The organism is Microcoleus sp. Pol8_D6 (genome assembly GCF_036700965.1).
GTDB lineage: Bacteria > Cyanobacteriota > Cyanobacteriia > Cyanobacteriales > Microcoleaceae > Microcoleus.
Genome location: NZ_JAUBPW010000040.1, coordinates 21251 through 48135 on the forward strand (window position 1 = coordinate 21251; position 26885 = coordinate 48135).

Here is a 26885-nt window from a genome sequence, read left to right on the forward strand (position 1 = left end):
CACAGATTTACAGTTGTTGACTTTCTAAGCAAAATGCTAGTCTTGATGAGCTTACAAATTTCCTCCTTAACTTCATAAAAAAAATGAGTGAAATACAGAACGAACGAGCAAAAGAGTTCTTGCTCAAAGCTGAGGGTTTAATGGAACAAGAAAAATATGCAGAAGCAATCTCCTATGCTACGGCTGGCTTAGAAATAATGTTTGAGAGAGCTAATGATTTCTTTTTCGATCAATCTTTTTTTAGATTTGACCGTTTTAAAAAATTGAATGAGATAGATTCCATCAAGGGTATTTACGTTGAAAAGTCTTCAAATAAATCAGAAGTATCATCTAAATTAAAAGAAGGGATAAAAGCTTTAAAAGATGGTGTACAGCATTCAGTGGACAGAATACAAGGATTAGATGAAACAACTATTTGCTATTGCTTAGGTATTAGTATAGAGCAATATGTCCGCTACAGAAAAATGGCAGGATATTTCTACGCAATGGGCGTAGAATTTCATCGAAAACCAGGCACTTTCGGTACTGGAAAACTTGATTTTGATAAGAAAGATGCGGAAGTTTCATTGCACTACTGCGCCAAAACTATAAAAAACATTGAAGAGACTTTAGAACGACTCAATAAGCCTTTAAGCGAGGAATAATCAACATACTGATTTTCCTCACTTTCTCACCAAGGTAGAAACTCCAAAGCCCCAATTTGTAATACCACTTCTTAAAAGTCATCCGACATAGGCTAGGGATGATTCAATCTAATCCACTTAGAGATTCTCTTGTAGCATAATTTTTTGGAAGTGGTATTACTAGACAAATTTGACAAACTGCGGCATGGCGATCGCCATGCCACAAATATACCGATCGCACTTCAGAGGTGTTGTCACCCCTGAACTCGTCCTAACTGACCTTTAACCACCAGATAAATCGAGCCTGGTAGCCAGAAGGCGAGAGTGACGGGAAATTGAGAAAAGTTACCTCTCTGAGCGCCGTCTATAAGATTAAACACGCAAGCCGCTATACCGATCGCTCCCAAAATTCGCAAGGTTATAGGACGAGATTTGGGAAAGAAACAGATACCGACAATCACACCAAGCACTCCCCCAAGCAAAACACATCCTTCAATAAATTTAGGGCGCTGATCGGGAGGTAAGACTGCAAATTTTTCTGGTATCAACATGAAGAAGGAAATCCCTGCCAAGATGGTGAGGATACCGAGGATATTCCAAGTTGTTTTACTCATACTTTCAGTATATCCTCACTTTTAGCCAAGTGATATTTTACTACTTAAAACTGAATTTATTCAGCTTCATCGGCCACAGTCTTAGCCGTTATCTGCCCACTGGTAATATACTCAATTTGCACGTCAACTTTGTTAATCGCTTCCTCTAACCGCTTTTGGATGTATTGAGTCAGCGTCACCATAAAATCTAACTCAGCTCCCACAGATAGCGCAAGTTTTGCCAAGCTAGCAAAATCTACCTTCAAAATCGAGGAACTGGATAACTTAAAATCGGGAGTATTTCTCTTAGGTAGATTTCTCAGTTGGTCAGCAGATTGGAACAGTCGATGTGCAATATATTCTTTACAAGAATGCCACACTAACTCAATAATATTGAAGTCTAAACTATAAGGTTGCAAAAACTCCAACAGCCGATTCGGCATTTGCAACGCAATTTTGTCTCGAAGATCCCGACGATTATGATAACTCGCGTTATCTAATCCTGTTTCAGCATACGGTGCGCCACACAGAGCTGTCTCCACAATGTTTTAGCGATTTATGGCGTGATTAGGGCATCTTGAGGAGAGCGTGTTGAACTCGCAATCTCCCTAGCAGCTTCTCGCAGCCGCTCCACATCGCGCATCGGCGGTATACCAAAGAGCCGCTTGTACTCTCGGTTGAAGTGCGAGGAATCGTCATAACCGACACGGTTGGCAGCACTGGTAGCGTCAAGGTTTTGCCCCAGCATCAGACGGCGAGCTTCCTGGAGTCGCAGTTGCTTCTGGAACTGCAAGGGACTCATGGCAGTGACAGACTTGAAGTGATGGTGGAAGCTCGATACACTCATTCCCAGCTCTCGTGCGATGCTTTCAATCCGAAGCGGCTGGTTAAAGTCTTTGCGAAGCCGATCGACTGCTCTAGCAATTTGGTGGGTAGAGCCGCCCAGAACAGCAATATGACGCAGCCGACTACCCTGCTCTCCCATCAGCAGTCGGTAAATGATTTCCCGCTTAATCAGTGGTGCCAGAACATGAGCTTCAGCAGGGGAATCTAGAAGCCTGACGAGTCGCACCACAGCGTCCAAAAGATTTGCATCCAAGGGACTTACGTCAATCGCTTTGACATTGGCATCCCTTTGCGGTGAGGGATCGCCCGCCTCAACCATGACTGAACCGACAAGAGTGGGGTCGAGATCCAGGCGAAGGCTAAGGTAGGGTAGCGCCTCAGACGCTTCCAGAATTTGGCTGGCAATGGGCAGTTCGACCGTAGCCAGCAAATAATGCAAGGGGTCGTACTGATAGCGCTCGCAGCCCAGAAGCACTTCTTTGCTGCCCTGAGCGATCGCACAAAAGGCAGGGATAGAGACACCATGAACGCATTCCGAAGGTGAGGAGGAGCGATTGAAGTGCAATCCTTTCAGCGGCTCAATCGTCCCATCATGACGAATCGCCTGTGCAATCCGCTCAGTCAGTTCGTCTCTGTGGGCTTGTGCTCTATCTGCCTCGCGCTTTGCCTGCTGGTCGTTCATTAACTCCATATCGGGCTTTTCACTCGGTTTGGCAGCGTTTATTTCTAAGTTTGCAGGATTATACAACAATCTTAGACGATCGTTCTATTGCTTGGCCTTGAGGATTCTTAGAATGAAGCTAAAGCAATGAAAAACCATTTCGGCTTCTTGTAAGCATTCTGGATTTTTATTTAAGAGAAAACTCAGTTTTGATTGGGCCAGAGATTCGCCGTTGAAAGGAGTACGACTATGAACAAAGTCTGGTTGATCACAGGTGCCGGTAGCGGTATCGGAACTGGAACTGCCAAGGCAGCATTACAGGCTGGCGATCGTGTCGTCGCGACCGGAAGAAACCTTGACAAAGTGCGTAATGCCTTGCGCGATGTTGCAAGCGAGAATCTTGCGTTTGTCCAGTTGGACGTTTCCGACGAGATACAGGCGAAAACAGCCGTCGAGGAGGCGGTGAAGCGGTTCGGTCGCATCGACGTTTTGGTTAACAATGCGGGCTACAGTCTGCTTGGTAATTTTGAAGAGATGACCACAGCCGACATCGAACACCAGTTCGCTACGAACTTCTATGGTGTGGTGTACCTCATGCGCGCCGTGCTACCGGTGATGCGTCAGCAGCGGTCGGGCCACATCATCAACATCAGCTCGGTTGCTGGCGTAGTCGGCTTTAAGCACTGCGCCGCCTACGCCGCATCGAAGTTCGCGATCGAGGGTCTTTCGCTGTCGGTCGCAGCCGAGGTCGAGCGGTTCGGCATCAAGATCACGCTCGTCGAACCAGGCTTCTTCCGCACCGATCTTCTGGACGACCAGAATGTCAGATGGCCCAGCAACGCCATCGAAGACTATGCCGCCGAGGACAACGTCCAGGATACGTGGTCGGCCTACAACGGCACGCAGCAGGGCGATCCGGCCAAGTTAGGCGATGCTCTGGTCAAGATCGCCAGGATGGAGAATCCGCCGAAACTGTTTGTTGCCGGAAGCGATGCCCTCGCGGCGATCGCCCCGGCTGTCGAGGAACGGTTGCAGGCGATGCGCGCCCATGAAGAGCTATCGAAATCAACAGACGGTTCATTCTAGCGATCGCGCGAGAAGCATAATCATTCAGACCTCGACAACAAGACTGTGGACTAGATGGAACAGGTCAGCGACGATCGATATCAGTCACCAAACACAAACCAATTAGGAGCATCAACCCATGTACAACACGAAAGCTTATTCCGCAGCTAGTGCAACATCACCGCTAGCCTCCGACACGATCGCACGGCGCGATCCAACCGATCGCGACGTACAGATCGAAATCCTCTTCTGCGGCATTTGTCACTCTGACGTGCATTCAGTGCGGGACGAGTGGAGCGATTTCATGTCCACGACCTACCCAATCGTTCCCGGTCATGAAATCGTCGGACGGGTCACTCAAGTTGGTTCAGCAGTGACGAAGTTCAAGTCCGGCGATCTAGCGGGAGTCGGCTGTATGGTCGATTCGGATGGTCACTGTCCCAATTGCAAAGCTGGCTTTGAGCAGTTTTGCCAAAATGTGATCTTCACCTACAACTCCCCAGACAAGCACAAGACTGCTCCAGTCACCTATGGTGGCTATTCCGATAGCATTGTTGTTGATGAACGCTTCGTGCTGCGCGTTCCCCCAAACCTCGATTTAGCTGGAGTTGCGCCACTCCTGTGTGCAGGCATTACCACGTATTCGCCACTCCGTCACTGGGGAGTCACAGAGGGTAAGAAAGTAGGCGTGGTAGGTCTTGGAGGATTGGGACACATGGGCGTGAAGCTTGCTCATGCGATGGGAGCACACGTTGTTGTCTTTACCACCTCCCCCGGCAAGACGGAAGATGCCCTGCGTCTCGGTGCCGATGAAGTTGTTGTTTCCCGCAATGCTGACGAGATGCAAAAGCACGCTGGTAGCTTCGATTTTATCCTCGATACCGTCGCCGCCAAGCACGACATTAATGCTTATCTCAACCTGCTCCGCCTCGACGGTAACATCACCCTGGTTGGTGCGCCTGAAAAGCCTCTAGATGTCGCGGCATTTAGTCTGATTATGGGTCGCCGCAGTCTTTCTGGCTCTATGATCGGCGGCATCGCCGAAACCCAGGAGATGCTCGACTTTTGCGCTGAACATAACATCACTGCCGATGTCGAAGTCATCCCGATCCAGAAAGTCAACGAAGCCTACGAAAGAGTGCTCAAGTCCGATGTGAAGTACCGCTTTGTGATTGATATGGCATCGCTTAAATCTGAATAACTGAGTTGGGACGGTGGAGCCTCGAAGCAGTCGTCATCCAGAAGCGCAAACTTGGTAACAGCAACTATTCGCAGAGGAGGTGAGTGTGAATACCACACGCTTGGAGGCATTTAGCGACGGTGTTTTTGCGATCGCCATCACCCTGCTAGTCCTCGAAATCAAAGTGCCACCACCGAGCACAGCGCTCGGGGCAGAACTCCTCAATCTCTGGCCGTCCTACCTCGCCTACGTGGTGAGCTTCCTGGTGATTGGCGCAATCTGGATCAACCACCACGCCATGTTCAAACACATCGTCCGCGTGGACGGAATGCTGTTGCTGCTTAACGTCCTCCACCTGATGCTGATCGCATTCCTGCCGTTTCCAACCGCCGTGCTCGCAGAAGCGTTCCACCGCGGAACGGACGAGCCGATTGCCGCCGCGTTCTACGGTGGCATCTTGACCCTCCTCGGTATCTTCGTCAACGTCATGTGGCGGTACGCGGCTCACGAGTATCGGCTGATCGATACGCGCCTCACAGCGAAAAAAGTACGGCAGATCAGACGTTTATTCCTTGTCGGACCGATCGTTTATGCGATCGCCACCGTGGTCGCGCTGGTCGTGCCCTGGCTGGCGGTGCTGCTTTTCATCCTCCTCAACCTCTTCTATCTCTGGCCTCGCTGGGGTCACGGCAGCACTGCTTCCCACATCGGCGACCCCAGTATAAGCAGGGATCGCAGCGAAGGCGACTGACAACGGCGGGATCGGCTCGACGGCGAACACTATCAATTCCACATTAACGGAGAAAAACAATGCAAACGCGCAAACTTGGAAACAGCAATCTGGAAGTCTCGGCGATCGGGCTCGGCTGCATGGGAATGAGCTTTTCTTATGGTCCGCCCAAAGACAAACAGGAGATGACTGCTCTTCTGGGGGCTGCGGTCGATCGCGGAATAACATTCTTTGACACTGCCGAAGTCTACGGCCCGTACTTAAACGAAGAGTTGGTGGGTGAAGCCCTCGCTCCCTTCCGCGATCGAGTGGTGATTGCCACCAAATTTGGGTTCGATATCAGTCCGAATTCCGATCCTCGCGGCATGAAGGGTTCACCCGGATTGAATAGCCGACCGGAGCATATCAAGGAAGCCGTGGAGGGTTCGCTCAAGCGCCTCAAGGTGGAGGCAATCGACCTGCTCTATCAGCACCGGGTTGACCCAAACGTGCCGATTGAAGACGTGGCAGGAGAAGTCAAGGAACTGATTCAGGAAGGTAAAGTGAAGCACTTCGGACTTTCTGAAGCGGGAGTGCAAACGATTCGGCGCGCCCATGCCGTTGTGCCAGTCACGGCTCTTCAGAGCGAATACTCGCTGTGGTGGAGAAAGCCTGAAGCGGAAGTGATACCGACCCTTGAGGAACTTGGCATCGGACTTGTCCCGTACAGCCCGTTGGGCAAGGGCTTTCTCACGGGCAAAATTGACGAAAGCACCACCTTCGATAGCTCCGACTTCCGCAGCACCCTGCCTCGCTTCACGCCGGATGCACTCAAGGCGAATCAAGCCCTGATTGATCTGCTTGGTAGTATTGCAGAACAGAAGCAGGCGACCCCGGCTCAGATCGCGCTCGCTTGGTTGTTAGCTCAAAAGCCGTGGATTGTTCCGATTCCAGGCACTACGAAGCTGCATCGCTTGGATGAAAATATTGGAGCTATCTCCATTGAACTCACATCTGAGGATTTGCGTGACATTGATAACGCTGCCTCCAAGATCACAGTGCAAGGCGATCGATATCCCGAAAAGCTAGAGCAAATGACGGGTCGCTGAGTCTAGTTTTAGTCTTTGGGTCTGGCATAACTGCTCCTTAAACCAGACCCAACTCATTATGACTTGCTATAACTGTCTCTGCTCGAGTATGTCTCATAAACAACAAAACCAAAAATCAGAATAGCTAAGACAATGCTGATCCGCCCTGTACCAAAGCCTACTCCACCACTATCCTGAGATTTACCGATCCAATCTGCGAATGAAGCGCCCAATGGTCTAGTCAGGATATATGCCAGCCAAAAAGCCCCGACCTCATTAAGTCCTGAGCGCCAGTATGCGAACGCTGGTAAAGCAAATAACAAGGCAAACAGTAAACCTGATGTGAAGTTCCCCAAACCCCAAGTTGATGCTGTCATATCACCTGCGGCTGTGCCAAGCGCAAATGTAGCCATAACGGTTGCCCAGTAAAATAACTCGCGCCGAAGTGTGTAAATATGATTAATCGATAAAGTCTTCTCGCTCATATACCAAACTGCAAAAATAATACTAAGTACGACGGAAAATCCTACAGTCGATAGGAGATACGAAACACCTAATACAACATGGATAGCATCAGCAGCCATTGTTCCGAATATAGCGACCATAATAATAGCTAACCAATAGACCCAGGGAATATATTTCCGTACTGAAAACTGTATTAGTAAAGCAATCACTAATCCACTTCCCCCCAGAGCGACCGCAAAAATTGGGTTCATCTGATGGGCTAGGTAATCTGAAGTTGTTTCGCCCATTCCCGTAGTCAGCAACTTGATAATCCAGAAAAAAATGGTAACTTCTGGCAGCTTTTTGATCGGGCTATGCTGTGCAGATTGTTCTGTATAGTTTGTTTTGGGCTTCATATCTGCTGGGTGGATTTTAGTTGCGGCTTTACTCAATATATCAATATATAATGATGTATTAATTATAGGTTTTAATTTTCGACTGATCCAGCTTTTGAGACGTGAAAATATGATTCCCATATTGACGCGAACGTGCCGATAGAAGACTTGGCAGGAGCAGTGAAGGGACTGATTGAGGAAGGTAAGGTTAAGCACTTTGGACTCTCTGAAGCCGGAATGCAAACGATCCGTCGCGCACACGCAGTTGTGCCCGTGACGGCAATCCAGAGCGAATACTCGCGCTCGGTGAAGAAAGCCCGAAGCGGAAGTGATACAAACCCTGGAGGAACTCGGAATCGGCTTTGTCGCATACAGCCCGCTGGGTAAGGGCTTTCTCACTGGCAAAATCGACGAAAACGCGACCTTCGACAATTCCGATTTCCGCAGCACCCTGCCTCGCTTCACACCGGAGGCTCTCAAAGCGAATCAAGCCTTGATTGATTTGCTTGGTATCATCGCACAACAGAAGCAGGCGGCACCTGCTCAGATCGCGATCGCCTGGCTGCTGGCCCAGAAGCCGTGGATTGTTCCAATCCCAGCCACCACGAAGCTGCATCGCTTGGACGAAAACATCGGGGCAGTCTCCGTCGAACTCACGCCTGCGGATCTGCGTGACATCGATGATGCCGCCGCCAAAATCACAGTACAAGGGGCGAGATACCCCGAAAAGTTAGAGCTTTTGACGGGTCGCTGAGGGGCGAAGAAGAGAAAATGTCATATTTTAGTAGTTAAAACGGAATTTCTTCCTCTTCATCTTCCACAGTCTTCGCCGTCATCCGCCAACTCGTAATATACTCAATTTGCACATCAATTTTGTTAATAGCTTTCCCTAACCGCTTTTGGATGTATTGAGTCAGCGTCACCATAAAATCTAACTCAACTCCCATAGATAACGCAATTTTTGCTAATCTAGCAAAATCTACCTTCAAAATCGAGGAACTGGATAACTTAAAATGGGGAGTATTTTCCTGATTTTGCACCAACATTGCTTTTTTAATGCGCTCTTTCAGATGCTCAACTTCTGAATCCAGCAACTTCCATTCAGGCAAAATTTCTTTGTACCTTTCCCCCAATGTAGTTAAATCCTCACTCTCCGGTTCCGGCGCAATTTTCTTAGTAGATTTCCGCCGCTGCTGTACATTAGAATTCAACCGCCAACTAGCAATATCCTCAACTTCCAAAGAGGGATAGGCGATGAGTTCGCCTAACTGTTTTTGAATTTCTTTCGTCAGCGTTACCGGAAAATTTAACTCAATTCCCTCAGTTTGGGTCAGTCTTGCCAGCGTCATAAAATCAACTTTCATCGTTATCGAACTGGCAAGCTGAAAATAAGAACTATCTTGGAGATTTTGCGCCAGCATCCCCGCTTTAAATCGTTCTTTAACTTCAGCGATTTCTGAATCTAGCTGCTTCCACTTAGATTCTATTTCCTGATATTTTTCCCCCAATGCTGTCAAGTTTTCCGTTGCGGGTTCGGGGTAACATTGGGCAAGGATTTCTAGCAGGCGACGATGCACTCCAGCTAAATAAACCGCCTCCATCTTGGCATATTCTAGCTGCTTCTGGGTCAGGGGACGCTTTGCCCAATCGCCGCTTTGTTCTGTTTTATCTACATAAGCAATGCCGCAAAGTGTTTCTATTAAAGTTTTGAGTTGTCGATTAGGTAAGGGCAGAATGTAAGTCGGAATCTTTGTCACCATTTTCAATGTGCAAGTGACATTTTGAGCGTCGTCATTGCCCAGAAATCGGATGTCATAGCTGGCGTTGTGCAATACTTTTTCAATATCTGGATTGACCATGATTTGGTTGACGAAATCTTTGGTCAATTCAGGTTGATCCAAGACATCTAGCAGAAAAGTGGCATCTCCCGTCGAATCTGTGGAGTCAGCTAACACCTGAATCAGAGATAATCTGGGGTTGGATTTATAGTCTGCTATTTCTGTATCCACCCACAGGATTTTAGCTTGGGCAAATTTAGCGATAAGTGCTTTGATGTCGTTTTCTGCTGTTAAATAAGGCATTTTTACAGACTTTTGCTATTAACTTTTTGATTCTATTATGCTATAGCAATTATTGGCTCGATTGTCAACGATTCAAGCGTCGGGCATGGCATTGCCGTGTCCTGGAGACACGCAAACCTCAGAAACCCGGTTTCTTCCTATATTTCTCATTGCTGTTGGCAAAACTCGTAGAAACCGGGTTTTTAGCGTCCCGTTTAAAAAAAAGAATGCAGTCGATCGCACTATTGACAATTCCCGCGAACTTCCTCTAAAAACCAGTTGCCTACTTCTGTATTGTCCGTCTGGCGACTGCGGCGCAAACCTTCCTCTAATAAAGCAACTTTTAGCCCCGGCAAAACTTGAGATTCCGTCAGCCGTTCGCTTCCCCGGTTAGCAATTATTTTGAAAGCAATAACTTGCGCTTTTTGTACGTCTACTACCCAATACTCACACACTCCTAATTCTTCATAAATCATTCTTTTTGTCCCCAAATCGTCAACGAGAGAACTGTCGGAAATTTCAATTGCTAAATCTGGGGAAAATGTACTATCTAAATTCACTACCGAACTGCCGCGAGGTGCCGTTTGCACCCGGTCTCCGATGTAGTAAGAAGCATCGGGTTGAGCGCCTCTGACACCTGTTTTGGCGTAGCTACAGTTGACCAGCAGTCTCATTTTTATACCTTTAGCAATGCCAAATAAATTGATTAAGATGACGATAATTCCGTTGTCATCAGCATGATCAGCCCCGACTGCTGCCATTTCAATCCTCAACTGTCCGTTGTAGTAGTAGCATTTTGCTCGATCGTACTCCGGCTGTTTAATAATTTCTATATATTCATCCCAAGTCGCTGTAACCCAGGTATCAGTTAGTAGTTTGGTTTGGAGTTGACTCATCATTACCTCATCGGAAAAAATCTTTGACTTTTGAGGGAAAACTTCTGAGTAGGGGCGAGCGCATTTTTACCATTCAGCCGTAAGGTACGCAGCGCGCACCTTACAAACTATTAACCTATGACTATTCTGCCACTTCCTCAGATTCCGATTCTTCGGCCGATTCTTCACCAGCAGGTGGCACTAAAGCCACAGCTACGATGGAATCATCCTCGTCCAACCGCTGCACCCGCACACCCGTTGCTGTGCGCGATTGGGTGGAAATTGCACTCACAGCCTGACGGATAATAATACCTCGGTTGGTAATGATCATCAATTCGTCATCTTCGTTGACAATTCGCAGCGCAGCTACCTGATCCTTACCCTTTTTCGACTTGAATTTAGTAGCCGTCAATCCCTTGCCCGCCCGTCTTTGTAGGCGGAATTGAGAAACTGGAACCCGCTTGCCATAGCCGTTAGTGGTGATTACCAACACCGAAGGAACTTCGCTGCTAGCTGTCGAAATTTCTTCGACCTCTTCGCCTTCACTTTCCTCGGCTTGCACTTCTAATTCTTCATCTTCCAATTCGGCATCTTCCGTTTCCAATTCAGCAATTTCTGCCCCTTCAAATTCCGAGTCGCTCGTTTCTAATTGAGAAATATTAGCTCCTTCAAATTCAGAGTCTTCAGTTTCCAATTCAGCAATTTCGGCAACTATTGAACTGGGCAAAATGTCCATGCTGATCAACTCATCGCCCGATCGCAATTTCATCGATTTTACACCCCGCGTCGCGCGGCCGACTGGGCGCAACTGTTCGTGATTAGTGCGGAAATGAATTGCCATCCCTTGGCGCGTACCGATGATGATGCTGTCGCCAACTTTTGCTCTCCGCACCCAGCGCAGTTGGTCGCCTTCTTCTAGAGAAATGGCGATTAATCCATTAGTGCGGATGTTGCCAAAAGCGGAAAGTGCGGTTTTCTTGATGTAGCCACCGCGAGTCAGCATGACCAAGTATTCTTCGCTGGTGAATTCTGTGACTGACACCATAGAAGTGATTTTTTCTTCTATAGGAATCGGCAGCAGTTGCACCACGGGAGTGCCGCGGGCTGTCCGGGAACAGACGGGGATTTGATAAGCTTTGACAGAGTAAACTACGCCCCTGTCGCTGAAGAACAAAACGCTATCGTGATCGCAGCAGGAAAGGAAATGTTCTACTCCATCGTCTTCTTTCATTTTCGCGCCTGCTTTGCCGCGAGTAGCGCGACTTTGGGCCTCAAAAGTGCTGACAGGCATCCGCTTGATGTAGCCTTGTTCTGTGATCAGAATAATTGCTTGTTCGTTGGCAATTAAATCTCTTTCATCGATTTCGCCTTCGGCGTGTTCGATAACGCTGCGCCTCGGAGTGGCGATTTTGGTTTGGATTTCAACTGCTTCAAATTCGGCGATTTCTAAGATGCGTTCCCGACGCGCTAAGATATCTTCCAAATCGGCTATTTTTGCTCGCAATTCTTCGTGTTCTTGCTGAATTTTTTGCGCTTCTAATGCTGTCAAACGCCGTAACTGCATTTGCAGAATTGCGTCTGATTGCTGTTCAGAAAGACCGTAATTATCCATCAATTCTTGTTTCGCTGCGGCGGAGTCTGCAGCGGCGCGAATTAGGTGAATAATTGCATCTAAGTTGTCTAGGGCAATTAATAAGCCTTGCAGAAGGTGGTCGCGTTCTTCTGCTTTGCGGAGCTCATATTGAGTCCGGCGAGTAATTGTCTCAATGCGAAAATCTAGGAAGACATTGAGGAATTGGGAGAGCGTAAGTAGTTGGGGTTCCCCATTTACTAGCGCTAACATATTGGCTCCAAAGTTGGCTTGGAGGGGTGTTTGTTTGTAGAGGTTATTGAGGACGACGCGGGGATAGGCGTCGCGCTTGAGCTCGATGACGATCCGCATTCCGTCTCTATCGCTTTCGTCGCGAATGTCGGAAATTCCATCTAATCTTTTGTCGTTGACAAGTTCGGCAATTTTCTCAATTAGCGCTGCCTTGTTTGTTTGGTAAGGCAATTCGGTGATAATAATTGCTTCTTTGTCGGGGCGGCCAGGATGTTCGATGGTTTCAATGCCGGCGACTCCTCGCATTGTAATCGAACCGCGCCCGGTGGTGTAAGCATCGCGAATGCCGCTTCTACCCAGAATTTGCCCTCCGGTGGGAAAGTCCGGGCCGGGGATGTACTGCATCAATTCCAGGTCAGTAATTGCTGGATTGTGAATTAGTGCTACTAAACCGTCAATTATTTCGCCTAAATTGTGTGGCGGAATGTTGGTTGCCATCCCTACAGCAATCCCGGAGGAACCGTTGAGCAAAATTTGGGGGATGCGTGCCGGGAGTACGAGGGGTTCTTGCTGGGAACCGTCGAAGTTGTCGCCGAAATCTACTGTTTCCGAGTCGATGTCGCGCAGCATGGAGTCGCTAGTCAAGGCTGTGAGGCGACATTCGGTGTACCGCATGGCAGCGGGCGGGTCGTTGTCAACGGAGCCGAAGTTGCCGTGGCCGTTGATCAGGCGTTCCCGCATGGAAAAATCCTGAGCCATCCGCACCAGGGCGTCATAAACCGCTGTATCTCCGTGCGGGTGATACTTGCCCAGCACCTCCCCCACGACGCGGGCGCATTTGCGGAAAGGTCGATCGGGAGTCAAGCCCAATTCGTTCATGGCGTAGAGAATGCGTCGGTGAACGGGCTTGAGACCGTCCCTGGCATCTGGTAGCGCCCGACCGACAATTACGCTCATGGCGTATTCCAAGTACGATCGGGACATCTCATTACCCAGATCCGTCGGGATTATCCGCGACTCAGAGATACTCATAGGTTGAAAAACTCCGTTAAAAATTTAAATTTGACCGCTATAAATCTCAAAAATGCGATAAAATCGGTTTGGATTCAGTAGAGCTGCCAAATATTGCAAATTACTCCTGAAATTATATCACAATTTGCCTTTGAATTTATGGGAAAGTTGCCAGAAAAATTAATGGGCGAAACAAGGGAAATTCATAAGTTGGCAGTTGGTGATTTAGTCATCAATTGGCAAAAGCTAGAAATGGTTTTTTAGGGGGAAGGCTTTCATGCTTTGGTGAGTTTTTTTGAGGGTTATCTAAAAAAATAAAAGGGTTTCCCGATCGCAATTTTAATTTCACAAAACCGAAGGCCTTCTTAAAGCAAACTAAAAATCTAAAATCTAAAATCTAAAATCTAAAATCAGCCGATGCTACCCGTCATCTACTCCGAAGATTTTTTGCTGCACAAGACTGGAATGCTTCACCCAGAGCGACCAGAACGTTTAACGGCGATCGTCAACGCTCTGAAAGCTGCTCCTTGGGCGGCTCAAATTGAGTGGCAACTGCCCACCCCAGTGGCGCAGCGCGAACAACAACTGTTCTCGGCTATCAAAAAAGTTCACTCGCAAAGATACATCAAAGAAGTCGAACATTTGGCTCATCGGGGAGGCGGCTACCTCGACGGTGATACGCCGATTTCTGCTGAAAGTTACGATGTAGCGCTGCTAGCGGCGAGTGCTTGGCTCGATGGGGTCGATCGAGTGGTGGCTGCGGGGGAACCGGCTTTTGTGCTGGCTAGGCCACCGGGACACCACGCCGAAAACGCCCGCGCGATGGGTTTTTGCTTGTTTTCCAATGCTGCGATCGCTGCTCACTACGCTTTGGAACAGCCGGGAATCAACCGCGTCGCTGTCCTCGACTGGGACGTGCACCACGGCAACGGCACTCAATCTTTGGTGGAAAGCTGCCGCCAAATTGCCTACTGTTCCCTGCATCAATCTCCGTGCTATCCGGGAACTGGAGATGCTGAGGAGCGCGGTGCCTACGACAACGTGCTGAACATTCCCCTGTATCCCGGCAGCGGCATAGCTGAATACCTGAGCGCCTTTGAATCTCTTGTCGTACCTTTTTTGTCAAAATTTGAACCGGATTTGTTGATTGTCAGCGCTGGTTATGACGCTACTGCGTCTGATCCGCTGGCGAGCATGACTCTGATGCCGTCAGATTTCGGTACTTTCACCGGATACTGCCTGCAACTCACCCGCCGCATAGCTTTTGGTTTGGAGGGGGGTTACGCGCTGAAAGAGTTGGGCGAGTCGGTTGTGGCGACTATTGACCGATGCCTCAATTAGCTGGAAAATTGGCATAGGGAAAAATAAGGTTGAGAAGCGGTGAGGACGGGATGGAGAGTTGTTGAGGGCGATCGGCGAAGCTTAGATTTGGCGACCGGGCGATCGGGCTTCTTCCCTCGATCAACTGTCAACTGTCAACTGTCAACTGTCTCCTGACTTTAGTGACAAGCATCACCAATTTAAGAGATCCCAGTCACTTGTCATCAAAGTCTTGGTCACAGATTTTTAACCAAAAAATCACACCGTGTCAATGTGTTCGATCGCCTTTGAAGTAGATCTCAGAGTGCATAATACAAATACAACAAGCCTGTTAAAATTTTATCTGTCTCAATCAACTAGGAGGTTTATCATGTCAGTATCCCAAATGACACTCGAAGAGTTATTTGGTCAGGTCATGTTCTCCAGCGTCGTGACTCGCCACGACCGGAGACAGCTCAGATCTGCACTCTTAGAAAGAACACTGAATGAAGATGAGTATGCCATCATCAACCGACTCCTGTACAACGTGCGCCGCGGTTGGGTAAAAATTGTCGATTAAAGACGTGGCAGGCACTCCCTTTAGGGGAGTTAATACCATTTTCGATTAAAGAATTGGTAATTACTCATAACTATCGGGGTTGAGATCACGGTCCTACAGTTACATTTTTTTGGGAACTCGTTACAAGTAGAACTTGCCAAGTAGGGAAGTTTTTTGTGTTTAATAGTTGGCTCGAAAGTGTGATGTGTTTGACCAGTGTGTTAATGATCAAAATCTCGCTACACATCTGCCTATAGGTAGAGATAATTAAAAAATAACAGGTTTCGGGTGCATCTCTACTTGTTGAAAACTTGTGAGTTTTGAGTTGTTAACTGAAAAGTTATAATTAACTCAAGACTCATAATTTTTTGGATTTGAGAGGGGAGATTGGAGAGTGGGAAAACTGATGAAGATCAGGGTTGAAAACCGCTATAAAGTTAATATTTATTAAACTGATATTAAGAATCAAAATTATAAGCAGTTTCCGGTTGAGGAGGAGTGTGCGATCGTTACCAGCACAGCCAGTCGCATTGGTCGATCGACCATTCCGGCAATTTGAGCCCGGAAGTGTCAAAATATTAACAACCAGTTCATCCCCAAAATATATGGCTCCCGCCGTTTTAATTGAAAATCTTCAGAAACGCTACGGCACTGTAGAAGCCGTTAAAGATGTTTCCTTCAAGGTAGAACCGGGGGAAATATTTGGTTTGCTAGGCCCCAACGGTGCAGGCAAAACCACAACCCTGCGGGTACTTTGTACTTTGAGTGCGCCCGATAGCGGACGCATTGAAGTGTCTGGCATTTCTGCTGTCAGCCAGCCGAGAATTGCCAGACAAAGACTAGGCTATGTCGCCCAAGAAGTTGCTCTCGATAAGGTGCTGACGGGGCGGGAACTCCTGCAACTGCAAGCAGCGCTTTACCATTTGCCGCGCAATACGATTAAAGGGCGGATTGACGAAATGGTGAAACTCCTCGGTTTGGAGGATTGGGAAAATAAAAAGACGGGTACTTATTCCGGCGGTATCCGCAAACGCCTTGACTTAGCTGCTGGGTTGCTTCACCAGCCGGATGTTTTGGTGTTAGACGAACCGACTGTCGGGCTCGATATTGAAAGCCGGGTGGTAGTGTGGGATTTCCTGCGGCGCTTGCGGGAGGAAGGTACGACGGTTTTGATTACGAGTCACTATCTCGAAGAAGTTGACGCTTTGGCTGATCGCGTGGCGATTATTGACAAGGGTACGGTGATTGCTGAGGGTACGCCGGAGGAGTTGAAAAATCGGGTTGGGGGCGATCGGGTGACTCTGCGGATTCGGGAGTTTTCGCCGATCGAAGAAGCCGAAAAAGCTAAAAATCTGATGCAATCGCTGCCTTTTGTGCAGGAAGTAATTGTCAACGCGGCTCAAGGAAATTCTCTCAATTTAGTAGTAACACCGCAAAGCGATGCGCTGGTGACTATTCAGCAAGCTTTGAAAAATGCGGGACTTCCTACTTTTGGGATTGCTCAATCTCGGCCGAGTTTGGATGATGTGTATTTGGCTGCGACTGGTAAGACGCTGTTGGATGCGGAGTTGGCTGCTGCTAGCAACCGCGATTTGAAGGCGGAGCAAAAACAGGCGATGCGATCGTAGTTTAAGGGAAGGGAAAAGTTCGTCAGAAACAGGCAAGATGCCTGTTCCACAAAGAGTGAATTTTCTTGTGGAACAGGCATCTTGCCTGTTCATAAACGAGATAAATCGATATTTAAGCTGAATTTGAGATCATACATCTAACACTTGCTCGGCTGTCAATGCTAATTCTGGGAAAGTTCGAGATATAATGCGATCGCTCCCTCGGTAAGCAGTCATTTGATAAACGCCATTTTCATCAAGCAGGTAAACAAAAACAGTCGGTTCTTTCGGGTTGCCCAAATAGTTTCTGCTACCCAAAGCTAAATAATCGACAATCCAATATTCAGGAATTCCCAGCCGCTGATATTCGTCCAGCTTGTCGATATAATCATCTTCCCAATTTGTTGATACTATCTCTACTGCTAATTGCAGCGGTTCAGTTAGTGCTGAGTAAGCGAAAGGAGCTGAGTCCCAGACCGTTTTATCTACTACACTCAGATCAGGATTGCGGCCTTGTTCTTTACCATTTGGAGTTAACGTCCTCACCACAATTCTGCCAGATACCCAGTAGTTGAGCTTGAGTCTTTTTACCTCGTCTTTGAAAGCGTCTGAAAGAAATTCAGCGAGGGTTTCGTGCAGTCTGATTGGTAATATTCTCACAATTTCTCCATTCACAAGTTCATAGCGACCTTCTTCCTCGGGAAGTTGCTTGACAAATTGCTCGAAACTGAGCATCTGCTTAGGTTGCATAGGAGTTGCGGTCATGGTTTTATCTCATTTAGCTAGATATTTAAGACTATTCTGCAACCATTTTAACATACTGTTTTAACACAGGTGGAATCGTGAAAACTATTTCAGATTCACAGCTCAATTTTTCGAGCATTCCCCGTCTTGCTAAAGATTGAATTGCTTGACCTAATTCGCGCTGGGAACCTTGACATTTTGCCATGAATTGGGGAAACGAAACAGGTTCGATTTCATTACTAAGTTGCGAAATCGCCTGTTTTTCTATTTCAGACAACCGCTGATAGTGCTGTTGCAATATTGGTGTCAATTCATCACCTAAAAATACTGGTTGATAACTCAAATATTGAGATACTCTACCGCTAAATAAGTTGTTAATGCTTTGAGCGACTAATTTTAACCACAGGGGATTACCTTGATAAAGGTTAATCAATTCTGGCCAGGTTTCTTCATCCAATAAACCTTTTTCTCTAAGCAGTTCGGTTGCCGCTTCACCTAAACCAGTTAACTGTAATAAACATACTGCTGAATTATCGTCGGTGAATGTGATGATGTCTGAGGGAGGTTCCCAACTATTGAGGATTAAGCAGCTATTGTGGGGAATTTCGCCGATGAATTTAAATAGGGTTCCGTAATTTTCATATCCGGGTTTATAATTTCCTGCTAGTTGCCCGCTGCTGAGTATTTGCTGCACGTCATCGAGGATGATGAGACAGCGATTGTCGCGCAATGTTTCTATTAAGATTGATAATTGAGCATCGCTGTTGGTGGGAAGGTTAATTTCTGGTTGATTTGATAGAAATTGAATCAGGTTTTTGAGAGTTGTTTCCAGGGGTGGGGAGGTGCGGAGACTGCGCCAGATAATGCGATCGAATTGAGTTTGAATTTGGGGGATGAGGTGACGGGCGATCGCACTTTTGCCGGTGCCTGTCATGCCTGTGATGGTGAGGAGGCGGCAGTTTTGACGGGCGATCGAGTTTTCGAGGGCGGTGAGGGGTGAGTTGGGGTAGTTGTAGAAGGTTTTGAGCTCCGGTGCGTCTCTTAAATCGAGTCGCGGTTTCTGTTGGGTGTCGTCTTCAGTTGAGGTTTGTGTTGGGGGTGAGTTTTGTGAAGTTTTGGGATGGTGCGAGGTTTCTGTGCAGACGTTTATATTCCCTTTGTGGACAAGGTTAAAATAACCAGAATTTGAAATTTTAGAGATTTCATATCTTTCCATTGTGGAGCTAAAATTGGATTTATTAACATCTTCATCTAATATTTCTGACAGAGTTTGCCATAACTTTGAGGCAATATTTCTGACATGGCGTTCAGAACAATGAACCTCTTTAGAAATTTCGGAGTATCTTTTACCTTGCCACGTTCCCCGTACTACTGCCTGTTGCCGATCGTCTAGGTGTTTGCCCGTCTTAGTGAACACCAAGCCATCGGCCAACCTTAAGAGTTCTTGAACATCCATTTATTGGGTAGGTGTAGGAAGTTTTATCTATTGTATCAGACTTTTTCTGACTTTTTCTGACTTTTTCTGACTTAGGAGGGCAAAATGTGACTTTTAACGGCTAGCTAATTTTATCAACTACTGGCCAATTGTGACATTCTCCTACTGGACAATACATAAAAATTAAAGTTAAACTTTTTAATGAGGGGCATTAAAGCAAGAAATTGCTTAAAATGTGGTTGCGTCCGTGAGCAAAGAAGTAAATAAAAAGGCTCATAAATTAGTTTTGCCCTTAGTTTTGACATGGGTAGGAGTGCCGATGTTAATCCGCCTGGGTTTGCTTTTTTATCAACCAGCTTTTTTAATAATTGCAAGAGGTTTAGGGGCTTTTCGCCTCGTGAAATGTTCGTAAAAATTTGGTAATTTCCAAAAGGATAAAAAATTATGTCTAGTGCATTATCCCTACCGCAAGCTAATTTAAAAATGGCTCTCTGGCAAGTCGATGCTGATGCAATGAGTAGCAGCGACTTGTATGTTTGGTTAAATGATATCGGCTTGCCACATGAAGTCTCGATCCGGCTGCATGAACTTGCCACATACACGAAAAAAGCTGCTAACAAAGTTTTACTCATCGGCAAAATTCTACTCCTTAAAATCATAGAATTTGTCAAAGCGCATCCCCATTTAGCGATCGGGGTTGCTGTTGGTGTCGCTGTAAGAATTTTGGCAAGTTCGATACCATTTGTCGGCCCGTTATTAGAACCTTTGGCAACAGCGCTGGGTATCCCAATTGGTGCAATAGCAGGCCACCGACTCGATCGAGGCAAAGAGGTGTCTGATGGAATTATTGGAATTGTTCAAGAGATTATTGAGATTGCCAAAGAATTTTTTCAATTACTGATAGACGTTTTCAATACAATTTTCTGCAACGTCATCACTGCCTAATTGCCCAAATTAGCAAAAAGATTGAGGTCTAATATGTCTGCAAATAAAACGCCAACCAAAGAGCAAATTCTTAAGTCAATAGAGCAACTGGAAAAAAACCCACACGATAAATTAGGGATTTTAGCCGATATTGGCATTGGTGTGGTGGGGGCTGCCGGTGCTGGTGCGGCGGTGGCAGCTTTCGGTGGTATACCACTTCTATTTGGGTTAATAACCGTTGCACCTCCCGTAGGATTAGTTGTTGGCGGTGCAGCTTTAGGTGCTGCTGCTCTTGTAGGGGTAAAACGAATATTTGATGGCAATTTTGACGAGGGAAAACAAGCAGAAATACTTAAAAACTTAAAAGATCAGCTAAAAGATATTGAATCCGAAGAAAGAGCCTCTAACCTGGAAGACAGCGATAAAACTAAATTTATTGTTTCCTTGAAAGAACCCGTCAGGCTCAATTTAATTAGCCCGAAAGACGCTCAGGATTTAATTAGGGCCGTAGAAAGCGGTCAAATTCCAATCAAAGAGGCGATTAAAATGGTTGAGGATGTGGTTAAAGCTGCTAAACCATAACTGCCTTCTGACTGCGTAACCTGGGAATGCTAAGTTGTAAGTCTGCGATCGCCCTTACTTAAGCTAAGTGCGATCGCTCTTGATAAATAACTACTGATACTCTACTACAGCCACAATCGCCCTCGCAATTTCCTCCATATCAGTAGTCGAAAGTTCTCCTATTTTACGAATGAATCTTTGTACATCCATACCCCGCAATTGCAACACATCTACTGCCGAAACTTTCGTTAAACCATTAGCGATATCTGCCTCAATCTTAACGTGCCAGATATTACCAGCATAATATTCTTTCCAATCTGTGATAGGTGCAGCCAGTTTCACTGGTAACTTACCAACATTATCAGAACTTACCACTACAGCCGGACGAATTTTTTTATTTCGGCTCCCAGTGTTGGGTCAAAATTAGCCAACCAAATATCAACCCGTTTAGGAGAAGGAGAGTTAGTAGTCAATTAAATCTCCTGCTTCTAATTCTTGCCATTCTCTATCTTCCTGGTAATGTTGCAACATTGCCTCAGCTTGTCTTTCTAAAATCCTTCCCCTCTCTTCCAGCGGTAATTTCATAAATTCTCGGCGACTGGGATAATGTGCCACTGTTGGTATTTCCAAAGCTATATCCGTCGGCTGCTTTTGAATCTTACGCTGAGAATTCAATGCTTCTATTCGATCGGCTTCTGCTGCTTCGGCTGCAATATCAGCATCAATTTCCTCTCGGTTAGCATGGTAATAAGTCAAAGCTGCATAGACTTGGGTGAGAGTTAAATGCCCGATGCGATCGGCAATTTCTTCTGCACTCAAACTTTGCTTGTACAAAATAGCAATGCGCCGGACTGTAACACCCGTTCCGGCAATAATTGGACAGCCACCATGTATGTCAGGCTGACGGCTAATTAGAGTTCCTATATCGGTGATAGTTGACAAGATTTTTTCCTCCCTATTCCGATCGCTCTCTTATCTAGGATAGCACTGTCACAGCAAGAGCGATCGCGCTTCCCATCCCTTTATCGCAAAAAAGTGCGTGAAGCGGAGCTATCCCGAAGGGAAGCATCCTCATTAACTTCTTACCTCTTGATACAAACCGTCTGAAGATTCTGCTATTTTAGGTAGACTACCATTCTTAATAGCTTTCATCAAATCTTCGCGCAACGCTTCTAAAAAATAGCGATCGTTGCCGATATCTGATGCTTCATCCTCATCCAATTCTTCATCCTTCAAACGTTCTCGGTATGCCTCGATCCGAAAGTCAAGAGCTTCGATAATAAATTGTACATCCTTAAAAGATAGAATCATCTGAACTCCCTTTTTAATCTTTACACTTACTTGCCACTATGCTAACAGACTCAGTTTCAAAGCTGCCAAAGCGGGAAATCTTTAACTCACTTTGTAGAAAGATGCACTTATCAGTCGCAGCGCCTCCTTGTATTCCTCTATCGGCATAATATGACTCGGTTTCCACAACCAATGATCGTTGTGGTCATTAACTAAATCAAGCGCGGCAGGAATTTCACTCTCCGCATCTAACTTCCACCAGTTTTTGTCACTTCTTTGAGTAGCAAATGTCGAAATCCCACCTCCTAAAGTAGGATCTACCCAGATTCGACCATTTTCTTCATAAGTAGCAACATCTTTGTTTGGTCGGACATTATCCATTCTAGGTGAATTAGCGTTGCCTTGTCGATATAGAGCGATCAGTGTTTTTGCTACAACTTTCATTGTTGCGACTCTCTTTCCAAACGTTTATCGCGACGCACTTCCCGCACAATTTCGCAAATTTCCTCCATTGTCATCGGATTAGGATCAGGTGGTAAAGACTCTCTACGCCGTTCCCATTCCTCCCAGTCAAAACCTGCTATCTTCTGAAAAACAATACTATCTCCGGTGACAGTCACTGCATATCGATCCCCAGGCTTCAGTTGAGCCTCAATCTCAGCGGGAATTTCTAACTTACCGTCGGCGTTGACAGGAACAGTAATATTTGATTTCAGAATGTATTCTCGCAAGTGTTCAACTATTCTATCTTGCAGAGTTTCCGGCAGAGATTCCATCATCTCGACCAAAGTGGCGATCGCCCTTGATGACATATAGCAATCCTAAATGAGTAGGGGTAGTGCCCCCGTGCCTACCCCAGCCAAGGCGGGGCAACCACGGGGGGTTTGCCCCTACAAGAATTACACAAATGATTTAGGATTGCGATAGCTTTATCCTCCTAGTAAATCAAGTTTTTATTTAGCTAGCATCTTTGATGAGCTTATTCTCCTATTTAGAGCGATATCCCCTCGGAAAAAATCACGCAATTTCCTCTGCTAAAAGCCGACCATCGCAGCGCTCATACTCATCTTCCAAAAGCCATGAATGAGCCTCATCATAGCTAGAAGTTAAAAAGAGAGACTTATAGTTTGCTGAGGGATCATAAATACAAAATCCTCCCTTCTTTCCACTCACTAACATCAAAATTCTAGGTGGAAAAACAATCGGATCTACCCACAATTCGATAAATTCCCAATCATTAATTTGTTCGGCGAGGTCTGGTGCGTGGGATAACATGATATGTATCTGTTCCTTTGATAATTTTTATTTCAGCATAATGAAGAGGGATGCGACTACCATCTGCTCTAACTTGATAGCCGATCGGATCATCAAAGTAGAGTCCATAACGTTCGTAGTCATCGGTTTCATCATCAACTCCTGTCAAATATCCTCTCTCTATAATAGCCTCCGCGACTGCATCTAATGTAGCTCTGTCATTGAAAATATGAGCTTTTCCCTCTTTCCTTAGCAGTCGTTCCACCTGTGACGTACCGGGAAGATGTTTGTCAAATAAACTACTTCTAGCGTCTGGTGTTAGTTCGCGGTTAATGCCACTCATCAACTAATTAGACAGGTAACAGGACATTCAGTTTACCAAAACCCTACACAAAGGGCGATCGCCCGCCCAACACCACCAATACCTCCAGACTTGCTACTGTAAAGATAGTGAGATTTAATCAACAAGCAATTATGAGCGGTACTGTTACATCCCCCAACAACCTCAACCAGCAGCGGCCACTCTCCACAGCATCCGCTGACACTTCCAGTTCCCTGCTGGGCGACTTCATCCAAGAAACACTCGCCTTAACCAAGCGCCTGTTTATTCAATTGCAGCGCCGCCCCTCGACGCTAGTTGCAGGCATTATTCAGCCCCTGATGTGGTTGGTTTTGTTCGGAGCTCTCTTTGAAAATGCACCCGCCGGCTTGTTCGGCGAAAGCCAGAATTACGGGCAATTTCTCGGCGCTGGCGTGATCGTTTTTACTGCCTTTGCAGGGGCGCTGAATGCTGGTTTGCCGATTATGTTCGATCGCGAGTTCGGATTTCTCAACCGCTTGTTAGTCGCGCCGCTGGCTTCGAGATTTTCGATCGTCCTCGCTTCGGCTATTTTTATCGTCACCCTCAGCTTTATCCAAACCGGCACAATCGTTACAGCGGGGGCGTTTTTGGGCGCGGGATTTCCGGGAATTGCCGGACTGGGGGCGATCGCCCTAATTGTCCTACTATTAGTTTTGGGCGTCACCGGCTTGAGTCTGGGTTTAGCCTTCGCCCTTCCAGGCCACGTAGAATTAATTGCGGTAATTTTTGTTACTAACCTGCCGCTGTTATTTGCCAGCACAGCCCTCGCGCCGCTGTCATTTATGCCAGACTGGCTGCAAGTTGTGGTGACTCTCAATCCTCTGAGTTACGCGATCGAACCCATCCGCTATTTGTACCTGCACAGCGATTGGTCGCTAGCCAGTGTCGTGATGCACGCTCCTTGGGGTAATGTTACCTTTGGAGGAGCGCTGTTAGTATTGCTGGCCTTTGATTTGGTGGCGCTGCTGAGCATTCAACCCCTGCTGCGACGCAGGTTTGCTTAGGGCAGGGCGATCGTTTAACCTGCACCGTCAATTCTAGGACACGGCAATGCCCTGGATCGTGTCAACTTAACTTCAAACCTACTCAGAGACTGCTGTTTGGCGATTAGGCCCAGAGCCCCCCTAACCCCCCTTAAAAAGGGGGGGACAAGAAGCGGTCAAAGTCCCCCTTCTTCAGGGGGATTTAGTGGGATCTGGTCTCGGATCAAAGCGAGATTTTTCAATGCTTTCAGGCTGGTTGTGGAAACGAGGAAGGGCAATGCCGTCTCCTTAGCCCCAGTGAAGTAATATAATATTTACTCACAAGTCAGAATATTGTTTAGATAGAATTGTTTTTTTGAAAGTTCAACAAATAAATTATGAACACCAAAACTTCCAAATCCGGCAAATTGATGATTGGGATTGCTGCAAGCGCGATCGCATCCTGTGCTCTGTTCTGCCCTCAAGCAAGCTTCGCTCAAGCCAGCGGTTTAAATAATGCCCAACCGCTGCAAGACTTTCAAACTCAAGACAATACCGACCCCTTTTCCGGCCGCAGCAGCGGCAGCGGAATATTTGATTTAATTCACAGATCCAAATTGGGAGGAGGCCGCAGCATGGAAGAATTTAATAGCGAACAGCAACAAAATTTGAACGATGCGGCCGCAGAATTTCGCAACAAACAGCGCCTACTACTGGAAAAGCAAGCTGTACCTTCAGGAGGGGCGATCGCACCAGCAGAAATTACCGCCCCCGTCCCTTAAATTGACAAATTTTGTTCGCAGCAAGGACTTGAGTTTTTATTGACTTAAAACCTCCGACATAGAAAACGGATTTCTTAGTCTAGCCTTGCGCGGGCGAAAGTTTGTCTAGCAGCGATTTCAAGATCCAAATCTTATCTATAGCAACCGCCAAGACGGTTAGGACATTCTTAACCGCTAAAACCATTGCTATTACTGCTTCTTCCTTCTTGCTTCTTCCTTCTATCCTTTACATCCGTTACATCCGTTACATCCGTTACATCCGTCGAGCGAATCCGTTGCCGAACTTCCTTCTTCCTTCTGCTATAAAAACCATCGCTTAATCCCGTTCCAACCACGCCCGCATTTTACCCGGATTAAGCAAACCGTAAGGATCGACCAACTCTTTAAACTGCAACTGTTCCACATTAATACTTTTCATTCCTCCATCTTCCAATATATAAGTGTGAGGATTAGCAATCAGTGCGCCTTGCTCTTCGTGATAGCGAATAATTTCATTTAGCCGTGATTCCGTAGTGTAGCGAACTATTTGCAAAGCCGCGGCGATCGCCCTGCCGTTCATCCGCAAAAACTCCAAGTGCATCATCACCTCATCCCCATAAAAATTATACAGTTCCTCAATCAATTTCAAACCTTTATCTGGGGGAAAAAGCGTCTGCAAATAAGTCACAGACGGGTCAACGCTGCGAGCGTGCAGAGTTGTATGATTCCAAGTAAATTCAGCAATAGCTGCACCTTTGCTCGCTGCTTGCGCGTTTTTTTGATAGCAAATTGTGCCGCCATATTCGCGCACCAAATCTTGCAGCGGTTCCAGACAAGATTCAGCTACCATTAACAAAGCGCAGTGCTTACCTTCAGGAATTGCATCGCGGAAAGCAGCAAAATAAGCAGGAATCGGCCAAGCACAAACACAAATTAGTTTTTTGATAATTCCGTCAGCATCGCCCAAAGCTTGACCGAAGTTTGCCGATGTCATAAAATCGTCAAAAGCGACAATGATTTCCGCCCAAGGATAAGCAGGGGCGAGGGGAATTTCTAACTCAGTAATAATCCCATTTGTGCCGTAAGCGTGATTGACTTTTTGCACTTCATCGCCGCGCAATTCGATGACGCGGGGCTCGTCTTCCATTGTAACGACTCGAACGGCATGAAGATTTCCGCGATCGCGCAATTGCCCGTAAGTTATCGAACCAATTCCTCCACTACCGCCACCAATAAATCCCCCAATCGTTGCGGTGCGATAGGTTGAGGGAACCATCCGCAATTCCCAACCGGTTTCTCGCGCTTGTTTGTCGAAAACCGACATTTTCACCCCTGGTTCTACGCAAGCTAAACCCGGTTTTATCCAGCGGATACTGTGCATTTTGGTGGTATCTAAAATGACGCCGCCCTTCAGGGGAATGCACTGCCCGTAATTGCCAGTTCCTGCACCTCTGACAGTTAGCGGAATTTTGGATTTGACGCAGGCTGCCACAATCCGCAAAACTTCGGCTTCGCTGGCGGGACGAACTACTAAATCTCCTGTTTTATCACTTAAGAGAGGTTGCAAAACAGGACTGAAGTGATAATAGTCTTGAGATAGCTTGACAACTTGCGCGCGATCGCTAATTATTTCGATTCCCGATAGTTCTGAAGAAAAAGCATCCCAGTCAATACTTTGAATCGCAGTTGCAGTCATTTTGTTTACTCCATGCTGGCAGTATTATATATTTTCTCAATCACAACTTAGTAACATAAA

General features: G+C 46.7%; 32 protein-coding genes and 1 pseudogene. 15 read left to right on the forward strand and 18 right to left on the reverse strand.

All coding sequences use genetic code 11. The features are described 5' to 3' along the window. Positions 1-83: 83 nt before the first annotated feature. On the forward strand, positions 84-644 hold the full coding sequence (locus QUA10_RS16915; RefSeq protein WP_333081610.1) for a hypothetical protein: 561 nt from the start codon (positions 84-86) through the stop codon (positions 642-644). A 233-nt stretch (positions 645-877) separates the two neighbouring features. Here the strand turns inward: QUA10_RS16915 and QUA10_RS16920 are convergent, their stop codons facing one another. The 3 genes and pseudogenes from QUA10_RS16920 to QUA10_RS16930 all read right to left on the reverse strand — a co-directional run bounded on the left by QUA10_RS16920 (position 878) and on the right by QUA10_RS16930 (position 2753). Beyond that, complete coding sequence (locus tag QUA10_RS16920) at positions 878-1237, reverse strand: hypothetical protein (protein ID WP_333081609.1); 360 nt, start codon at positions 1235-1237, stop codon at positions 878-880. A 290-nt stretch (positions 1238-1527) separates the two neighbouring features. Further along, positions 1528-1716 (reverse strand): annotated as a pseudogene (locus tag QUA10_RS29145) (transposase); the annotation flags it as partial. 56 nt (positions 1717-1772) lie between these two features. Then, entirely contained in the window at positions 1773-2753 is a 981-nt protein-coding gene (locus QUA10_RS16930; protein WP_333081608.1) for an AraC family transcriptional regulator, read from the reverse strand. 219 nt (positions 2754-2972) lie between these two features. Here QUA10_RS16930 and QUA10_RS16935 point away from each other — a divergent pair, with 219 nt between their 5' ends. The 4 genes from QUA10_RS16935 to QUA10_RS16950 all read left to right on the forward strand — a co-directional run bounded on the left by QUA10_RS16935 (position 2973) and on the right by QUA10_RS16950 (position 6786). After that, on the forward strand, positions 2973-3809 hold the full coding sequence (locus tag QUA10_RS16935) for an SDR family oxidoreductase (RefSeq protein WP_333081607.1): 837 nt from the start codon (positions 2973-2975) through the stop codon (positions 3807-3809). A gap of 118 nt (positions 3810-3927) precedes the next feature. After that, complete coding sequence (locus tag QUA10_RS16940) at positions 3928-4989, forward strand: NAD(P)-dependent alcohol dehydrogenase (RefSeq protein WP_333081606.1); 1062 nt, start codon at positions 3928-3930, stop codon at positions 4987-4989. Between the two features lie 85 nt (positions 4990-5074). After that, on the forward strand, positions 5075-5719 hold the full coding sequence (locus QUA10_RS16945) for a TMEM175 family protein (RefSeq protein WP_333081604.1): 645 nt from the start codon (positions 5075-5077) through the stop codon (positions 5717-5719). Between the two features lie 59 nt (positions 5720-5778). Then, positions 5779-6786: an aldo/keto reductase gene (locus tag QUA10_RS16950; protein WP_333081603.1), complete on the forward strand. Its 1008-nt coding sequence runs from the start codon at positions 5779-5781 to the stop codon at positions 6784-6786. Positions 6787-6842: 56 nt separating this feature from the next. Here the strand turns inward: QUA10_RS16950 and QUA10_RS16955 are convergent, their stop codons facing one another. Continuing rightward, complete coding sequence (locus tag QUA10_RS16955; RefSeq protein WP_333086317.1) at positions 6843-7661, reverse strand: hypothetical protein; 819 nt, start codon at positions 7659-7661, stop codon at positions 6843-6845. Positions 7662-7784: 123 nt separating this feature from the next. Between QUA10_RS16955 and QUA10_RS29150 the strand changes: the two genes are divergently transcribed. Next, entirely contained in the window at positions 7785-7991 is a 207-nt protein-coding gene (locus tag QUA10_RS29150; RefSeq protein WP_445243559.1) for an aldo/keto reductase, read from the forward strand. Then, the gene (locus tag QUA10_RS16960) at positions 7933-8358 is read left to right on the forward strand and encodes an aldo/keto reductase (protein ID WP_333081600.1); all 426 of its coding nucleotides are present in this window, start codon (positions 7933-7935) and stop codon (positions 8356-8358) included. Before QUA10_RS29150 ends, QUA10_RS16960 begins: the two co-directional genes overlap by 59 nt. Positions 8359-8392: 34 nt before the next feature. Here the strand turns inward: QUA10_RS16960 and QUA10_RS16965 are convergent, their stop codons facing one another. The 3 genes from QUA10_RS16965 to gyrA all read right to left on the reverse strand — a co-directional run bounded on the left by QUA10_RS16965 (position 8393) and on the right by gyrA (position 13393). Then, complete coding sequence (locus QUA10_RS16965) at positions 8393-9685, reverse strand: ribonuclease D (RefSeq protein WP_333081599.1); 1293 nt, start codon at positions 9683-9685, stop codon at positions 8393-8395. A gap of 221 nt (positions 9686-9906) precedes the next feature. Further along, positions 9907-10563 (reverse strand): Uma2 family endonuclease, encoded by a 657-nt coding sequence (locus tag QUA10_RS16970; protein WP_333081597.1) that lies wholly within the window; start codon positions 10561-10563, stop codon positions 9907-9909. A gap of 118 nt (positions 10564-10681) precedes the next feature. Further along, positions 10682-13393 carry a DNA gyrase subunit A gene (gene gyrA / locus QUA10_RS16975; RefSeq protein ID WP_333081596.1) on the reverse strand — a complete coding sequence of 904 codons (2712 nt, stop codon included), beginning with the start codon at positions 13391-13393 and terminating at the stop codon, positions 10682-10684. Between the two features lie 93 nt (positions 13394-13486). Between gyrA and QUA10_RS16980 the strand changes: the two genes are divergently transcribed. From QUA10_RS16980 to QUA10_RS16995, 4 genes are all read left to right on the forward strand, one after another. Beyond that, positions 13487-13636 (forward strand): hypothetical protein, encoded by a 150-nt coding sequence (locus QUA10_RS16980; RefSeq protein ID WP_333081595.1) that lies wholly within the window; start codon positions 13487-13489, stop codon positions 13634-13636. Between the two features lie 153 nt (positions 13637-13789). Continuing rightward, the gene (locus QUA10_RS16985) at positions 13790-14713 is read left to right on the forward strand and encodes a histone deacetylase (RefSeq protein ID WP_333081594.1); all 924 of its coding nucleotides are present in this window, start codon (positions 13790-13792) and stop codon (positions 14711-14713) included. 349 nt (positions 14714-15062) lie between these two features. After that, complete coding sequence (locus QUA10_RS16990) at positions 15063-15251, forward strand: hypothetical protein (protein WP_015175516.1); 189 nt, start codon at positions 15063-15065, stop codon at positions 15249-15251. Between the two features lie 584 nt (positions 15252-15835). Continuing rightward, positions 15836-16858 (forward strand): ATP-binding cassette domain-containing protein, encoded by a 1023-nt coding sequence (locus QUA10_RS16995; RefSeq protein WP_333081691.1) that lies wholly within the window; start codon positions 15836-15838, stop codon positions 16856-16858. A 129-nt stretch (positions 16859-16987) separates the two neighbouring features. On the opposite strand, the gene QUA10_RS17000 is transcribed toward QUA10_RS16995, so the two are convergent. Both QUA10_RS17000 and QUA10_RS17005 read right to left on the reverse strand, forming a co-directional pair. Next, entirely contained in the window at positions 16988-17602 is a 615-nt protein-coding gene (locus tag QUA10_RS17000; protein WP_333081593.1) for a Uma2 family endonuclease, read from the reverse strand. Between the two features lie 31 nt (positions 17603-17633). Beyond that, complete coding sequence (locus QUA10_RS17005; RefSeq protein ID WP_333081592.1) at positions 17634-19037, reverse strand: NB-ARC domain-containing protein; 1404 nt, start codon at positions 19035-19037, stop codon at positions 17634-17636. A gap of 423 nt (positions 19038-19460) precedes the next feature. Between QUA10_RS17005 and QUA10_RS17010 the strand changes: the two genes are divergently transcribed. Further along, positions 19461-19961 (forward strand): hypothetical protein, encoded by a 501-nt coding sequence (locus QUA10_RS17010; protein ID WP_333081591.1) that lies wholly within the window; start codon positions 19461-19463, stop codon positions 19959-19961. Positions 19962-19994: 33 nt separating this feature from the next. Further along, a complete protein-coding gene (locus tag QUA10_RS17015) occupies positions 19995-20522 on the forward strand; it encodes a hypothetical protein (RefSeq protein WP_333081590.1) in 528 nt (175 codons plus the stop codon). A 90-nt stretch (positions 20523-20612) separates the two neighbouring features. Here the strand turns inward: QUA10_RS17015 and QUA10_RS17020 are convergent, their stop codons facing one another. From QUA10_RS17020 to QUA10_RS17050, 7 genes are all read right to left on the reverse strand, one after another. Continuing rightward, positions 20613-20876: a type II toxin-antitoxin system PemK/MazF family toxin gene (locus tag QUA10_RS17020; RefSeq protein WP_333081589.1), complete on the reverse strand. Its 264-nt coding sequence runs from the start codon at positions 20874-20876 to the stop codon at positions 20613-20615. 87 nt (positions 20877-20963) lie between these two features. Next, positions 20964-21443 (reverse strand): DUF433 domain-containing protein, encoded by a 480-nt coding sequence (locus tag QUA10_RS17025; protein ID WP_333081588.1) that lies wholly within the window; start codon positions 21441-21443, stop codon positions 20964-20966. A gap of 132 nt (positions 21444-21575) precedes the next feature. After that, complete coding sequence (locus QUA10_RS17030; protein ID WP_333081587.1) at positions 21576-21812, reverse strand: hypothetical protein; 237 nt, start codon at positions 21810-21812, stop codon at positions 21576-21578. A gap of 81 nt (positions 21813-21893) precedes the next feature. Next, positions 21894-22235 (reverse strand): Tse2 family ADP-ribosyltransferase toxin, encoded by a 342-nt coding sequence (locus tag QUA10_RS17035; protein WP_333081586.1) that lies wholly within the window; start codon positions 22233-22235, stop codon positions 21894-21896. Beyond that, on the reverse strand, positions 22232-22603 hold the full coding sequence (locus tag QUA10_RS17040) for a hypothetical protein (RefSeq protein ID WP_333081585.1): 372 nt from the start codon (positions 22601-22603) through the stop codon (positions 22232-22234). The genes QUA10_RS17035 and QUA10_RS17040 overlap by 4 nt, the downstream gene beginning before the upstream one ends. Before the next feature lie 205 nt (positions 22604-22808). Then, positions 22809-23066 (reverse strand): hypothetical protein, encoded by a 258-nt coding sequence (locus QUA10_RS17045; protein WP_333086318.1) that lies wholly within the window; start codon positions 23064-23066, stop codon positions 22809-22811. Continuing rightward, a complete protein-coding gene (locus QUA10_RS17050) occupies positions 23029-23388 on the reverse strand; it encodes a DUF6972 family protein (RefSeq protein WP_333081584.1) in 360 nt (119 codons plus the stop codon). The genes QUA10_RS17045 and QUA10_RS17050 overlap by 38 nt, the downstream gene beginning before the upstream one ends. Positions 23389-23519: 131 nt before the next feature. On the opposite strand from QUA10_RS17050, the gene QUA10_RS17055 reads away from it, so the two are divergent. Further along, a complete protein-coding gene (locus QUA10_RS17055; protein ID WP_333081690.1) occupies positions 23520-24410 on the forward strand; it encodes an ABC transporter permease in 891 nt (296 codons plus the stop codon). A 356-nt stretch (positions 24411-24766) separates the two neighbouring features. Then, on the forward strand, positions 24767-25150 hold the full coding sequence (locus QUA10_RS17060; protein WP_333081583.1) for a hypothetical protein: 384 nt from the start codon (positions 24767-24769) through the stop codon (positions 25148-25150). 167 nt (positions 25151-25317) lie between these two features. On the opposite strand, the gene QUA10_RS17065 is transcribed toward QUA10_RS17060, so the two are convergent. Continuing rightward, the gene (locus QUA10_RS17065) at positions 25318-25485 is read right to left on the reverse strand and encodes a hypothetical protein (RefSeq protein ID WP_333081582.1); all 168 of its coding nucleotides are present in this window, start codon (positions 25483-25485) and stop codon (positions 25318-25320) included. Continuing rightward, entirely contained in the window at positions 25467-26825 is a 1359-nt protein-coding gene (locus QUA10_RS17070) for an FAD-binding oxidoreductase (protein ID WP_333081581.1), read from the reverse strand. Before QUA10_RS17070 ends, QUA10_RS17065 begins: the two co-directional genes overlap by 19 nt. Positions 26826-26885 lie beyond the last annotated feature (60 nt).

Excerpts from the sequence above, each read along its gene's own strand:
- QUA10_RS16915 (WP_333081610.1), top strand. The coding sequence starts at position 84 with ATGAGTGAAATACAGAACGAACGAGCAAAAGAGTTCTTGCTCAAAGCT.
- QUA10_RS16920 (WP_333081609.1), bottom strand. The coding sequence starts at position 1,237 with ATGAGTAAAACAACTTGGAATATCCTCGGTATCCTCACCATCTTGGCA.
- QUA10_RS16930 (WP_333081608.1), bottom strand. The coding sequence starts at position 2,753 with ATGGAGTTAATGAACGACCAGCAGGCAAAGCGCGAGGCAGATAGAGCA.
- QUA10_RS16935 (WP_333081607.1), top strand. The coding sequence starts at position 2,973 with ATGAACAAAGTCTGGTTGATCACAGGTGCCGGTAGCGGTATCGGAACT.
- QUA10_RS16940 (WP_333081606.1), top strand. The coding sequence starts at position 3,928 with ATGTACAACACGAAAGCTTATTCCGCAGCTAGTGCAACATCACCGCTA.
- QUA10_RS16950 (WP_333081603.1), top strand. The coding sequence starts at position 5,779 with ATGCAAACGCGCAAACTTGGAAACAGCAATCTGGAAGTCTCGGCGATC.
- QUA10_RS16965 (WP_333081599.1), bottom strand. The coding sequence starts at position 9,685 with ATGCCTTATTTAACAGCAGAAAACGACATCAAAGCACTTATCGCTAAA.
- QUA10_RS16970 (WP_333081597.1), bottom strand. The coding sequence starts at position 10,563 with ATGATGAGTCAACTCCAAACCAAACTACTAACTGATACCTGGGTTACA.
- gyrA (WP_333081596.1), bottom strand. The coding sequence starts at position 13,393 with ATGAGTATCTCTGAGTCGCGGATAATCCCGACGGATCTGGGTAATGAG.
- QUA10_RS16985 (WP_333081594.1), top strand. The coding sequence starts at position 13,790 with ATGCTACCCGTCATCTACTCCGAAGATTTTTTGCTGCACAAGACTGGA.
- QUA10_RS16990 (WP_015175516.1), top strand. The coding sequence starts at position 15,063 with ATGTCAGTATCCCAAATGACACTCGAAGAGTTATTTGGTCAGGTCATG.
- QUA10_RS16995 (WP_333081691.1), top strand. The coding sequence starts at position 15,836 with ATGGCTCCCGCCGTTTTAATTGAAAATCTTCAGAAACGCTACGGCACT.
- QUA10_RS17000 (WP_333081593.1), bottom strand. The coding sequence starts at position 17,602 with ATGACCGCAACTCCTATGCAACCTAAGCAGATGCTCAGTTTCGAGCAA.
- QUA10_RS17005 (WP_333081592.1), bottom strand. The coding sequence starts at position 19,037 with ATGGATGTTCAAGAACTCTTAAGGTTGGCCGATGGCTTGGTGTTCACT.
- QUA10_RS17010 (WP_333081591.1), top strand. The coding sequence starts at position 19,461 with ATGTCTAGTGCATTATCCCTACCGCAAGCTAATTTAAAAATGGCTCTC.
- QUA10_RS17015 (WP_333081590.1), top strand. The coding sequence starts at position 19,995 with ATGTCTGCAAATAAAACGCCAACCAAAGAGCAAATTCTTAAGTCAATA.
- QUA10_RS17030 (WP_333081587.1), bottom strand. The coding sequence starts at position 21,812 with ATGATTCTATCTTTTAAGGATGTACAATTTATTATCGAAGCTCTTGAC.
- QUA10_RS17035 (WP_333081586.1), bottom strand. The coding sequence starts at position 22,235 with ATGAAAGTTGTAGCAAAAACACTGATCGCTCTATATCGACAAGGCAAC.
- QUA10_RS17040 (WP_333081585.1), bottom strand. The coding sequence starts at position 22,603 with ATGTCATCAAGGGCGATCGCCACTTTGGTCGAGATGATGGAATCTCTG.
- QUA10_RS17045 (WP_333086318.1), bottom strand. The coding sequence starts at position 23,066 with ATGTTATCCCACGCACCAGACCTCGCCGAACAAATTAATGATTGGGAA.
- QUA10_RS17050 (WP_333081584.1), bottom strand. The coding sequence starts at position 23,388 with ATGAGTGGCATTAACCGCGAACTAACACCAGACGCTAGAAGTAGTTTA.
- QUA10_RS17055 (WP_333081690.1), top strand. The coding sequence starts at position 23,520 with ATGAGCGGTACTGTTACATCCCCCAACAACCTCAACCAGCAGCGGCCA.
- QUA10_RS17060 (WP_333081583.1), top strand. The coding sequence starts at position 24,767 with ATGAACACCAAAACTTCCAAATCCGGCAAATTGATGATTGGGATTGCT.
- QUA10_RS17070 (WP_333081581.1), bottom strand. The coding sequence starts at position 26,825 with ATGACTGCAACTGCGATTCAAAGTATTGACTGGGATGCTTTTTCTTCA.